We start from the raw sequence: 12,869 nt of genomic DNA on the forward strand, positions 1-12,869 counted from the left end.
TTCGGCTCACCGATCACGACCTGGGACTCGACTGGCAATTCGGTCGAAATCGAGGACGTGGTTTGAAACATGTCTCTCCTTTCAACACGATAGATGAGACACTCCCTTAGTATCGCCTGATGTAACAGTAAGGATGACGCGTGCTCACACTGAAAGAGGTTTCCCTGCGCAAGGGAAAGCGGACATATCTGGACGAGGTGAGTTTGACCGCCGAGGCGGGCCGGATCACCGCGATCGTGGGAACCCGGTCGGCTGGCCGGACCGAGTTGGTGCGCGTCATCATGGGTCTCATCGCCGCCGACGAGGGCACCGTCGAACTGGAGGACTTCGAACTCGACTTCGGTGACCGCCAGAACTTCGGCTACCTGCCCGCGGAGCGCGGCGGCTACCCGAACATGCGCGTCATCGATCAGATCGTCTACCTCGCCCGCCTGCACGGAATCACTCTGGGCGCGGCCGAACGCAATGCGCTGACTCTGCTGTCGCATCTCGACCTCGCCGACCGCGGCTACGCTCCGCTGAAGAATCTCTCCGGCGCCGAGATCGCCCGCGTTGACATCGCCGCCACTTTCGCGGCCGACCCGGACGTCGTCGTGCTCGACGATGCCTTCGCCGGCCTCGATGCGGCCTCGCTGCGCCTGGTCATGTCGCTGCTGCGGGCACACGCGTCCTCGGGCGTGCCCGTCATCCTCGCCACCGACGATTGGGAGGCCGCACAGACCTTCGCCGATGACGTCATCGTCCTCGGCCAGGGCAAGGTCACCGCGTCCGGCAGCGTGGAGAAGCTGCTCGGCGATCCGCGCTACCGCGTCGAGACCACCGACACCGAGGCGGCCGAGTCCGCTTTGAAGTCCCGGACCGGAATCAGCGATGTCAGCGTCTCCCGTGGTGAGGGCTCGGTCGTGAGCTTCCGCGCAGATGACGCGAAGACCGCCGCCGCGGCAGTGGCAGAGCTCAAGAGTGTGAAGAACTTCGAAAGTGTCCGCCCGACACTGGCCGAGCAGTACAAGGAGGCTCTGTAATGGTGCGCAAGGACAAAGGTGCGAACGACGAGTCCCCGGAACCGCTCGTGTCGAAGGGCACAGCCGGCGATGGCATCGACGACCTCGGTGTCTCCCTCGATGACAACATCGAAGTGACCGAGGACGACACCGTCGAGAACGGCTCCGCCGAGCCCGATGAGGTTCCCGCTGAGCCCGACGACGACACTGTCGCGAACGGCCCCGCCGAACCCGACGACGTTCCCGTCGAACTCGTCGAGGACGGCCCCGACCCCGACGAACTGCCGGAGACCGGACTCGTCTCCGAATTCGTCGATGTCGGCAACCGTCAAGCCGCATGGCTCGTGTCGAACCGGGAGTCGACCACGGCGATGCGCAGCCCCTACTTCCTCGTCACGGCGGGCGTGATCATCCTCGGCGTTCTCGCCGCGATCATCACCGGCATCGTCGCTGACGCGCAGAAGGATTCGGGCACGCCGACCATGGCGATGGTCGGGGTGGGCGAACAGGCCCAGATGTACGAACAGCAGCTGGGGGTGAAGATCACCGACGCCAAGGATGCGTCCGCGGCGGAGAAGCTCGTGCGCGAAGGCAAGGTCGATGCGGCGTTCATCCAGGACCCCACCGGTCAGGCCCAGCCGACGATCATCGCTCTTGACGAGCAGCCCGAAGCGCTGCTGGAGAAGCTCGCACCGAAGACCGAGGCGACTCTGCTGAAGACCCCGGCGGTCGAGGGCACGGTGGCCACACCACTGCTGTGGGGCATGGTTGCGTTCGCGCTCCTCGTCATCGCGACGTTGGGCACCTCGCTGTATCAGAACCTGCGGCTGGAGAAGCGCAATCGGATCACGGAGATCATCGCGGCCACGGTTCCGCCGCGCGCCTCCGCTTCCGGACGGATCACGGGCATGCTGTCCCTGGTCATCGTCCACATCGTTGTGGCAGCGGTCATCGTCGAACTCGGCCTCTCGCTGTCGGGCAAGACCTCGCTGGCCTTCGCCATGCTGCCGGGTCTGGGCTGGTTCGCACTCACCCTGCTGCTCACCGCGTGGTCGGTCTTCGCCCTCCTGGTCTGGGCCTCGACCGTCGTCGGATCGAAGGCGCGCACGACCTTCGTCTCGATCGTCGGCGTCATCACCGTCGCCGGGTTCTTCGCTCCGGTCATCCTCGGTCCGGCGGGCATGACCGCGAAGGTCCTGTCCTGGACTCCCTTCACCTCGCCGCTGGGCATCGCCGGTCGTTTCTTCGCCGGCCAGGCTGAGTGGTGGGAGGGCCTCATCGCCGCCGGCATCGCCCTGCTGCTCGCGGTCATCGTCCACGCGCTGGCCTCGGGTGCCTATGTGCGTTCGGTCCTCAGCGGAGGCGGACGCGGAGGCCGGACCGTGAAGATGAGCAAGCGCGCGCAGAAGGTCGGCGCCGGATCGGTGTCCGCGAAGAAGGACGACGCGGAGGCGTCGGACGATGCCAAGTCGGACGATGCGGACGACGCGCAGCCCGCAGCCGCCTCGGCGAAGGAATCCGCTGAGAGCGGATCAGCCGCAGGCGAGGACGCGAAGTCGGCGGATGAGCCCCGCGACGAGAAGTGACCGAGAACGCTGAACCGCAGGTGGGGGTCGGTCCTTGGACCGGCCCCTGGCCTGTGGAAGAGCGCTTCGACCCCGAGCTTCTGCGCGAAGGCGACCGGCGCAATGTCGTCGACAAATACCGGTACTGGAAGCACGATGCGATCGTGGCCGACCTCGACGCCGCTCGGCACGACTTCCATGTCGGAGTCGAGAACTGGCAGCACGACCTCAACATCGGTTCGGTGGTGCGCACCGCGAACGCCTTCAACGCCGCAGCGGTGCACATCGTCGGCAGACGCCGGTGGAACCGGCGGGGCGCGATGGTCACCGACAAGTACCAACACGTCATCCACCATCCGAGCGTCGACGACCTGCTGAGCTGGTGCGCCGAGAACGACGTGCCCCTGCTGGGCATCGACAACTTCCCGGATTCTGTTCCGCTCGAGACCTACGACCTGCCCCGACGGTGCCTGCTCCTGTTCGGTCAGGAAGGACCGGGGCTGAGCGAGGAAGCGCACCAGGCGAGCCGAGACGTGCTCTCCATCGCCCAATACGGGTCGACGAGGTCGATGAATGCCGCGGCCGCCGCCGCGATCACCATGCACTCGTGGGTGCGCCGCCACGTCTTCGACCAGCCCGTGGGCTGATCCGACGAGCCTCCTGGCCGACGAATCGCCGGGGGCTTCGGGGGAGAATGCAGAAGCGCCGAGGTGACACGGAAGATTCCGTGTCACCTCGGCGCTTCACTGTTCCGACCGCGTCGGACTTCGCCGCGGTGCGGATCAGCGGAGGTCGGCGGCGTGGGGTTCGATCAGCCCGCCGAGTTCGGCGAGTTCAGCCGTCAGCGAGTCCGCATCGTCGAAGGTGCGGGTCATGACCGTCAGGCGCTTGGCGTAGTGACCGATGGGGTATTCCATGGTCATGCCGATGCCGCCGTGCATCTGGATCGACTCCTGGCTGATGTTGCGCGCAGCCTGGTCGACGACGATCTTCGCGGCGATGACATCGCGGTGGCGGTCCTTCTCGGCACCGGGAACTTCGGAGGTCACGGCCAGGCGCGAATACAGAGCCATACTGCGTGCGTACTCGAGCTCGGCGTAGAGGTCCGCAGCCCGGTGCTGCAGCGCCTGGTTCGCACCGATGGGCGCGCCGAACTGCTCACGGGTCTTCAGGTACTCGGCGGTCATCGTCATGGAGGCCTCGAGCGCACCGACGGCTTCGGCCATGATCGCGGCATTGCCCAGGTCGATGACCTCGGACAGGACCGCGTTGGCGTCGGCAGCGTCGAGACGCTGTGCCGCGACGTTGTCGAGCTTGAGGTTCGCGGTTCCGAGTCCATCGGCCTGGCGGTGGGCGACCCGGCTGAGACCCTCGGCGTCGGCGGCGACGAGGTAGAGGCCGAGTTCACCGTTCTGCGTGGCGGTGACGATGAAGTGATCGGCGACGTCTCCACCGAGGACGCTGATCTTCTCACCGGTGAGGGTGACGCTGCCGTCGGCTCCGGAGACCTGAGTCTGCGGGGTGTCGACGGCGTAGCGCTGTCCCGGTTCGAGGGCGGCGAGAGCGAGGAAGGTCTGGCCTTCGGCCACGCCGGGCAGGATTGCCTGCTTCTGGTCTTCGCTGCCTCCGAGGAGGACCGCGTTCGCGCCGAGGACCGCGGTGGCCAGGTACGGTTCGAGCACGAGAGAGCGACCGAACGCCTCGGCGACCACGGCCACCTCGTTGAAGGTCATGTCCGCGCCGCCGTAGGACTCCGGGATGGCGAGTCCGAGCAGACCCATCTCGGCGAAAGCCTGCCACTTCTCGCGGGAGATGCCCTCTTCGCTGCGAAGGATCTCTTCGCGCGTGGCGGTGTCGTACTCGCTGCGCAGGTACTTGTGCAGAGTGCTGGCGAGTTCTTGCTGAATGTCGTTGAGTTCAAGATCCATTGTTGTCCTCTTTGAGAAATCGTATGAGCGTCGGTACCTCAGAGACCGAGCAGTGCCTTCGAGATGATTCCGCGCTGCACCTCGGACGAACCGCCGTAGATGGTGACCTTGCGGGTGTTGAAGTAGGTGGGCAGGGCGTCGACCGCTGCGCTGGGCAGATCGGACAGGCCCTGTCCCTGCACACGGTCGGAGACGAAGTCGAGACCCTGCGGGCCGAGCACATCGACGAGGAGTTCGGAGATGTCCTCCTGCAGCTGCGAGCCCTTGAGCTTGAGGACAGACGAACGCGGGTCCGGCTTATCGGAACCGGCGGCCTGAGTGGAGAGGATCCGCAGCTGGGTCATCTCGAGCGCGGTGAGTTCGGTTTCGATCTTCGTCAGGCGGGCGGAGAACAGGGGATCCTCGAGCAGAGTGCCCCGAGCGGTCTTCGTCACCGCGGCATAGGCCTTGGCGCGTGCGAGGTTGACCTTGGAGGCGCCGATGCGGGCGATCCCGGTGCGCTCGTTGCCGAGCAGGAACTTCGCGTAGGTCCAGCCCTTGTTCTCTTCGCCGACGAGGTTCTCGACCGGGACCTCGACATTGTCGAAGAAGACCTCGTTGACCTCGTGACCGCCGTCGATGAGCTGGATCGGACGGACCGTGACTCCGGGGGTCTTCATATCGATGAGCAGGAAGGAGATGCCGGCCTGCTTCTTGACATCCGGGTCGGTGCGGACGAGGTTGAACATCCAGTCGCCGTACTGGCCCAGAGTCGTCCAGGTCTTCTGGCCGTTGACGATGTACTTGTCGCCGTCGCGCACGGCCGAGGTCTTGAGCGAAGCGAGATCGGAACCGGCGTTGGGCTCGGAGAATCCCTGCGACCACCAGATGTCGATGTTCGCGGTGGCGGGAAGGAAGCGCTCCTTGAGCTCTTGGCTGCCGAAGGTCGCGATGACGGGACCGACCATGGAGACGTTGAACGGCAGCGGCTGCGGAACGCAGGCCAGCTGCATCTCTTCGAGCCAGATGTGGCGCTGCACCGGAGTCCAGTCCTGACCGCCCCATTCGACGGGCCAGTTCGGCACCGCGTAGCCGTGCTTGTTCAGGATCTGCTGCGAGGTGACCATGTCGTCCTTGGTCAGCTCCTGGCCGGTGGCGACCTTGAAGCGCAGCTCCTCGGGAATCTCCGTGCGATAGAACTGACGCATCTTCTGCGCGAACTCGCGCTCCTCTGCATTCAGCAAGGTGTCCATGAAAACTCCTGATTGATCGTTCGGTAACTTAATCCCAATAGTACGTTTCGGTGTTCAGGCTCACAAGTGGGTGAAGGCTCCAGTCGCCGAGGATCTGCGGAATCGGAGCCTGCGATGCCGCGATGCTGACCAGAAGGCGCTCGGCAGCCTGACAAAGGCCCTCCCGGTGGTGCGTTTTGCCTGGTATCTGCACTGTTAAGGCGCAATATGTCTGAAGTATTACCATTTCGTGATATTCGGTCACTGCGAATGTTACGTTTTCTTAACAGTAATGTGCTGGATCTAGGACCAGTAATGAAGCAGTTCTAGTATCGGAAGGACCGGCGCGATCAACCAGATCGACGAGCTGCTGGCCCGCGCCTGACGCCAAACCCATTGGCCGCGGCTGGCACCGCACTCGATGCGTCAACGGTTGGTAAGTTCTCATCGAAGTTCGTTCTTGGATCGAGGAGAACTTACCAACCGTTGGCCCCTTTTGGGAGGGGGAGTCCCGTACCTCAGCTCCTCGTCGCCTCAGCTCTCGGCCTGCGCTTGCATCGCCTTCCGTGGGGCATCGGGCCTTACTGGGATGATGAGGAGCAGGCCGATGAACAGCACGATGAGAATGCCCAGGGTTCCGGCCCGCTGGAAGCCGAAGATCGAGATCGAGACCGCGAACATGGCCGGGCCCAGGAAGCTCACGGCCCGACCAGTCGTGGCGTAGAGGCCGAAGTTCTCTCCGGCTCGTTCGGGCGGAGTGATCCTGGCCAGGAATGATCGGCTCGAGGCTTGCACCGGGCCGACGCAGAAGCTGAGCACGAGAGCACAGACCCAGAACACGGCTGCGGTATCGCTGAAGAGGATCGGCAGTCCGCCGATGAGGATGATGATGAGCCCGGCGATGATGACGGGCTTGGGTCCGAGCTTGTCATCGAAGACTCCGGCGATCATCGCTCCTGCGCCGGCGGCGACATTGGCGGCTACACCCAAGATGATGATCTCCGAGGCGGAGAAGCCGTAGCTGCCTGCCGCGAGGACTCCTGCGAAGGCGAAGATCGCGGCCAGACCATCACGGAACACTGCCGAGGCGATGAAGAAGCGCAGCGTCTGGTGCTCCTCCTTCCACATCCGCACGAGGCGGCGGACGAGCGCGGCATAGTCGGCGATGAACGCCTTGACCGGATGCCCCTGTGCGGGGCTGGAGGCCTTGGCACTCGGCGCGGTGAGCAGCACCGGCAGAGCGAAGATCGCGAACCAGACCGCGGAGAGGGCGGCGACGACGCGGAATCTCATTCCGCCCTCATCACCAGCACCGAAGAGCCCGACCTCGGGCTGGATGACGAGTACGAGGAGGATGACGAGGAGGACGAGGCCGCCGGCGTAGCCCATGCCCCAGCCGAAACCGGAGACCTTCCCGACGTTGTCAGGTTGGGTGATGCGGACCATGATGCCGTTGTAGGACACCTCGGCGAACTCGAAGAACACACTGCCCATGGCGATGAGGAGCAGACCCAGCCACAGATACTCGGGGGAGTCGCGGACGAAGAAGAGGCCGAACATCGTGAGGATGACGATCCCGGTGTGGACGCCCAGCCATAGCTTGTGCCGTCCCCCGGCGTCGGCCCTGGTGCCCACGGCCGGTGCCACGAGAGCGATGATGAGCCCGGCTGCGGCTGTCGACCAGCCGAGTGCCGACGAGCCCGCCTCCTCGGTGGCCGCCACGCTCTTCGTCAGATAGGGGGCGAAGACGAAGGTGATGATGACGGCATTGAAGGACGCCGAGCCCCAATCCCAGAGGGCCCAGCCGAGTATTTTCGAACGTGACCCAGCAGCCGGCCTCGGATTCGTCTCCATGACGCCACTGTACTGAATTATCGTCGGTGCCCCCCGCAGCTGACTTCGCCTGCGCCAGCCGCGCCAGCCGACGCTGAACGGGTCAGCCGCGCACGACTACGTGGGCTCCTCGATTGCCTATGCAGTGAGTTCTCCGATAAGTTCTCAGCGAATTACTTGATAGTGCCGATGTGGTGCGGCAGAGTGGGTAGACGATTATGTCCACTTGTACGTCCACTTGAATCGAAAGGCCCTATGACTACCTCCGACGAGAACGGGAACGGCAGGGCGGAGGAAACGACCGCCTCGGCGCCGGTAGATGATGCCCGCCGCCCACATATGCTCATCGAAGACCCCGAACCGATCAGGCTGCATCTGCCGCGCGATGTTTCAATCACCGATGACGACAGCGACGCAGAGATCACCGCCAAACTGCGTGCTCAAGGTGTGCGCATCGGCAAAGGGATGGTGGCTCCGGCCGTCTTCTGGCCTTCCCTGATCGCCATTCTGGGTGTGGCGCTGCTCGCGATCTTTCTGCCCGATGGCACCAGCAAGGTCCTGACAGGCATCAACGATTGGATCGTGGCCGACCTCGGTTGGTACTACATGCTCGTCGTCGGTGGATTCGTCATCTTCTCCATCGTGATCGGATTCTCGAAGTTCGGGAAGATCACGCTCGGCCGTGACGGGGAGAAGCCCGAATTCGGAGTCTTCTCCTGGTTCGCCATGCTCTTCGCCGCTGGTATGGGCATCGGCCTGGTCTTCTACGGTGTGGGTGAACCACTGACTTATGCCACCTCCGGCCCCAAGCCTGGCTGGGACGGCAGCGAAGCAGACATCTCCAAACTGGGTATGGCGCAGACCTTCATGCACTGGGGACTGCATCCCTGGGCAATCTACGCCGTGATCGGCTTGGCGCTGGCCTACGCGATCCACCGCCGTGGACGTCCTGTTTCGATCCGCTGGGCGCTGGAACCGCTGCTCGGTCACCGCGTCAAGGGATGGATGGGCGATGTCGTCGACATCCTCGCCATCTTCGGCACTGTCTTCGGCATTGCAACCTCCCTGGGGCTCGGCGTGCAGCAGATCTCGTCCGGGCTCCAAGCGATCGGGCTGGTCGACAAGGTCGACAATATGTTCCTCGTCATCCTCATCGTCGTCATCACATTCCTGGCCACCCTGTCCGTGATCTCGGGCGTGGGTGCAGGAATCAAATGGCTGTCGAACATCAACCTGTCGATGGCGGGCCTTCTGCTCATCGCCGTGCTGCTGCTCGGCCCCACCCTGTTCCTGTTCCAGAACCTCGTCGAGTCACTTGGCGTCTACCTCGCGAACTTCTTCAACATGACCTTCGACGTTGGTGCCTACACCGGCGAAGAGGGCGCAACATGGGCATCAAGCTGGACAATCTTCTACTGGGGCTGGTGGATCTCCTGGGCCCCGTTCGTCGGAGTGTTCATCGCCCGCATCTCGCGGGGTCGCACGGTCCGGGAGTTCATCGCCGGCGTCCTCTTGGTGCCGACAGTGGTCGGATTCATCTGGTTCGCCGCACTCGGCGGCACGGGAATCTACCGACAGCTCTTCGGTGAGGGCGGACTGGTTGATCCGGAAGACGGAGTCGTGGCGGAGAAGGTGCTCTTCGACGTGCTCGGCTCCCTGCCGATGGGCAGCATTCTCTCTGTGATTGCCATCATCCTCGTGGCGATCTTCTTCATCACCTCCTCGGACTCCGGCTCGCTGGTCGTCGACATGCTGGCGTCGGGCGGACATCCGAATCCTCCGGTGTGGTCGCGTGTTCTGTGGGCGGCGCTCGAGGGAGCTCTGGCGATCGGACTGCTCCTGGCAGGCGGTCTCGGTGCTCTGCAGGCCGCCTCTCTGGCGACGGCGCTGCCGTTCAGCATCATCCTGATTTTCATAGCGATCTCGATGGTGCGAGCGTTCCAGATCGAGGCAACCAGGGCTCGGGAGATCGAGACCGGTCAGCGTTTCCACGAGGTCGGTGAACACATTGCCGATGACTTCGACGAATACCTCGGCGACAAGGTCGATGCACGCATCGACTATCGGCTGTCACGGACCAAGGGTGTGCTGAATAGGGCACCCAAGGAGGAGAGGAAGCCCAAGGGCTCCCGATAGGGCTCGCGGTAGGAGCCAGCCTTCCGTAGGCATCTGTCTGCGGAAGGACCCGTCGAAGCAGCAGAGGCGACCAGGTGATTGATCCTGGTCGCCTCTGCTGTCTGTGCTCGTGCAGGCCGCATGTTCGCGGAGAAGCGAGAATTCCCTGTACACGGCGGGGACCGCTTCTGTCGCCTGCCGGAGACCGAGTAGTCTGGGAGCAACCGAAAGCGCACCGAATCCACCGACCAAGGAGCCCATATGCCCATTGCAAGCCCCGAAGTGTATTCCGAGATGATCAACCGGGCGAAGTCTGAGGGCTTCGCCTACCCCGCGATCAACTGCACCTCTTCGCAGACGATCAACGCCGCCATCCGCGGCTTCGCAGAGGCCGGATCCGACGGCATCGTCCAGATCTCGACCGGTGGCGCCGAGTACATCTCCGGCCCGACGATCAAGGACCGAGTGCGCGGAGCCATCGCGTTCTCCGTCTTCGCCGCCGAGGTGGCCAAGAGCTACGACGTCAACATCGCCCTGCACACCGACCATGCCCCGAAGAAGGAGGTCGAAGAGTGGGTCAAGCCGCTGCTGGCTCTGTCGACCGAACGTGTGAAGAACGGCGGCGAACCCTACTTCCAGTCGCACATGTGGGACGGTTCGGCTGTTCCCCTCGCTGAGAACCTCGTCCTCGCCGAGGAGCTGCTCGAGCTCTCGGCGGCCGCCCACTCGATCCTCGAGATCGAGGTCGGCGTCGTCGGCGGCGAAGAGGATGGCGTTGAGAACGAGATCAACGACAAGCTCTACACCACGGTTGCCGACGGCCTGGCCACCGTCAAGGCTCTGGGCTCCGGCGAGAAGGGCCGCTACCTCACGGCTCTGACCTTCGGAAACGTCCACGGCGTCTACAAGCCGGGCAATGTGAAGCTGCGTCCCGAGCTGCTCGGTGAGATCCAGGAGAAGGTTGGGGCAGAAGTCGGCAAGAAGTCCCCGTTCGACCTCGTCTTCCACGGCGGCTCGGGATCGAGTGAAGAGGAGATCGCCGAGGCGGTCCGCCACGGAGTCGTGAAGATGAACATCGACACCGACACCCAGTACGCCTTCACACGCCCGGTCGTCGAGCACATGCTGCGCAACTACGACGGCGTGCTCAAGATCGACGGCGAAGTCGGCGACAAGAAACTCTACGACCCGCGCTCCTACGGCAAAGCGGCGGAGGCGAACATGGCCGCGCGCATCGTCGAGGCCTGCGAGAACCTCGGCTCGGCGGGCACCAGCCTGAAGAACTGAGCCCGGCACGCAGACTGTGGTCTGAGTCCGAGCATTCGCAGCAGCGGCCGTCGTCCGGAATCGGGCGGCGGCCGCTTCTCTCTGTCTGCAGGCGTGAACGGGCAGAGAGTGGTCGCTTTCGGATACTTTGTGGCAAACAGTGGTCGCAATCGGATACTTTCAGCGTCGGAAACTATCCGGTAGTGACCTAAGTTTCGGCCGGGGCGCCGCTGTGAATGACACGAGGTCCGGGACGCCATTGTCCCGGACCTCGCTATTCACTCGTACCTCGTCCCGCTCCGCGAAGGCGGCTGACCGTCAGCCCTCGGGCCGGGCACCTGCCGCCGGGCCACGACGGCGGGCGGCCGTCGCTCAGCCTTGCGGCACGGCGTCGCCGGCCTTGAGTCGCGCCACCCGCTGGTCCCAGAAGTCGGCGTTGCGCACACCGAGCTTCTCGGGCTCGAACACCGGGTCCAGTCCGTGCTTGGTCTGGCGTTCGAAGTCGCGCAGGAGCTTGAACGCCGGCTGCTGCAGGATGAGGATCGCAATGATGTTCAGCCAGGCCATGAGTCCCACGCCGATGTCACCGAGCGCCCAGGCACTGCCCGAAGCCGACATCGCGCCGACGGCCACGGCGATGACGATGACCAGCTGCAGGAGCCGCTTGGCCACGGCCAGGACCCTGGTGTTCCTGATCTTGCCCAGCAGGTACACGAGGTTCGTCTCGGCCATGTAGTAGTAGGCGACCATGGTCGTCAGGGCGAAGAGGAAGATCGAGATCGCGATGAAGGATCCGCCGAAGCCGGAGAGCATCGAGTCGAGACCGGCCTGCGGCCATTTCTCGCCCGGTGTGGCGGCGATGGCCTCGGCCATCTGGCCGCGCCCGGTGCCGATGATCGTCTCTCCGTCGGCGTCGAAGACCTTGTACATGCCCGTGGAGAGGATCATGAACGCGGTGGCCGAACACACGAAGAGCGTGTCGATGTAGACGGAGCCGGCCTGGACGAGCCCCTGCTTGCTCGGGTGGGAGACCTCGGCGGCCGACGCCGCGTGCGGTCCGGTTCCCTGACCGGCCTCGTTCGAGTAGATGCCGCGCTGGACACCCCACTGCACGGCCATGCCGATGATGCCGCCGAACGCCGCTTCCTGTCCGGCGTCGATGCCGAAGGCGGACTTGAAGACGAGTTCGAACACCGGGATGATCTGATCGGCGTTGACCAGGGTCACCGCAATGGCGGCGATGATGTAGATGACGGCCATGAAGGGCACCGCCAGCGAAGCGAAGTGCGCGATGCGCTTGATGCCGCCGATGACGATGAAGCCCATGATGATGACCAGTGCGATCGCTGTCACCCAGGTGGGCAGGCTCCACGCGTTCTCCACGGCTCCCGAGATCGCATTGGCCTGGATGCCCGGCAGCATGAAGCTCATGGCGATGACCGTGACGGCCGCAAAGACCATGCCGTAGACCTTGAACAGGCCACGGGCCTTGGTGTGACGGTAGGCCTTCTCGATGTAGAAGGCAGGACCGCCGCGGTATTCGCCGGTGCGGGGGTCCTGTTCCTTGAAGACCTGCCCCAGCGTCGATTCGACATAGGACGTCGAGGCGCCCAGCAGAGCGGAGATCCACATCCACACGACGGCACCGGGCCCGCCGAAGCCGATGGCGGTGGCGACACCGGCGATGTTGCCGACGCCGACGCGACCGGCCAGGGAGATCGCGAGGGCCTGGAAGGACGAGACTCCCTCATTGGAGCTCTTGCCCCTGAACATCTGCTTGAAGATGGCAGGAATCTGACGGATCTGCACCGCCCGTGAGCGGATCGTGAAATAGACACCGGCGCCGAGGCACAGGTAGACGAGGGCGGACGACCACACCACGTCATTGAGCCATTCGATGAAAGCGGACACGCTTCTCCATTCGTTTCTCCGAGCCGGGATCACCGGTTC

9 protein-coding genes are annotated in these 12,869 nt (G+C 64.1%); 5 read left to right on the forward strand and 4 right to left on the reverse strand.

The features are described 5' to 3' along the window. The first annotated feature begins 140 nt into the window (after positions 1 to 140). The 3 genes from ACQE2J_RS02255 to ACQE2J_RS02265 are packed head-to-tail and all read left to right on the forward strand — an operon-like array spanning position 141 to position 3,213. Positions 141 to 1,022, forward strand: coding sequence for an ABC transporter ATP-binding protein (locus ACQE2J_RS02255; RefSeq protein ID WP_426936975.1), 882 nt, complete (start codon positions 141 to 143; stop codon positions 1,020 to 1,022). Beyond that, positions 1,022 to 2,587 carry an ABC transporter permease gene (locus tag ACQE2J_RS02260; RefSeq protein ID WP_426936976.1) on the forward strand — a complete coding sequence of 522 codons (1,566 nt, stop codon included), beginning with the start codon at positions 1,022 to 1,024 and terminating at the stop codon, positions 2,585 to 2,587. Before ACQE2J_RS02255 ends, ACQE2J_RS02260 begins: the two co-directional genes overlap by 1 nt. Then, positions 2,584 to 3,213 carry a TrmH family RNA methyltransferase gene (locus ACQE2J_RS02265; protein ID WP_135541816.1) on the forward strand — a complete coding sequence of 210 codons (630 nt, stop codon included), beginning with the start codon at positions 2,584 to 2,586 and terminating at the stop codon, positions 3,211 to 3,213. Before ACQE2J_RS02260 ends, ACQE2J_RS02265 begins: the two co-directional genes overlap by 4 nt. A 135-nt stretch (positions 3,214 to 3,348) precedes the next feature. Here ACQE2J_RS02265 and ACQE2J_RS02270 read toward each other — a convergent pair whose 3' ends face one another. The 3 genes from ACQE2J_RS02270 to ACQE2J_RS02280 form a co-directional block, all read right to left on the reverse strand. After that, entirely contained in the window at positions 3,349 to 4,494 is a 1,146-nt protein-coding gene (locus ACQE2J_RS02270) for an acyl-CoA dehydrogenase family protein (protein WP_135541817.1), read from the reverse strand. A 38-nt stretch (positions 4,495 to 4,532) separates the two neighbouring features. Beyond that, positions 4,533 to 5,726: an acyl-CoA dehydrogenase family protein gene (locus ACQE2J_RS02275; protein WP_135541819.1), complete on the reverse strand. Its 1,194-nt coding sequence runs from the start codon at positions 5,724 to 5,726 to the stop codon at positions 4,533 to 4,535. Positions 5,727 to 6,239: 513 nt separating this feature from the next. After that, positions 6,240 to 7,559, reverse strand: coding sequence for an MFS transporter (locus ACQE2J_RS02280; RefSeq protein WP_135541821.1), 1,320 nt, complete (start codon positions 7,557 to 7,559; stop codon positions 6,240 to 6,242). A gap of 234 nt (positions 7,560 to 7,793) precedes the next feature. On the opposite strand from ACQE2J_RS02280, the gene ACQE2J_RS02285 reads away from it, so the two are divergent. After that, positions 7,794 to 9,674, forward strand: coding sequence for a BCCT family transporter (locus ACQE2J_RS02285; RefSeq protein ID WP_413463554.1), 1,881 nt, complete (start codon positions 7,794 to 7,796; stop codon positions 9,672 to 9,674). Between the two features lie 240 nt (positions 9,675 to 9,914). Next, entirely contained in the window at positions 9,915 to 10,940 is a 1,026-nt protein-coding gene (gene fbaA, locus ACQE2J_RS02290) for a class II fructose-bisphosphate aldolase (RefSeq protein ID WP_426936977.1), read from the forward strand. A gap of 351 nt (positions 10,941 to 11,291) precedes the next feature. Here the strand turns inward: fbaA and ACQE2J_RS02295 are convergent, their stop codons facing one another. Then, positions 11,292 to 12,830: an alanine/glycine:cation symporter family protein gene (locus tag ACQE2J_RS02295; protein WP_426936978.1), complete on the reverse strand. Its 1,539-nt coding sequence runs from the start codon at positions 12,828 to 12,830 to the stop codon at positions 11,292 to 11,294. Between the last annotated feature and the right edge of the window lie 39 nt (positions 12,831 to 12,869).

This window comes from Brevibacterium sp. LE-L, assembly GCF_050214925.1.
In the GTDB taxonomy this organism is placed as follows: Bacteria; Actinomycetota; Actinomycetes; order Actinomycetales; family Brevibacteriaceae; genus Brevibacterium.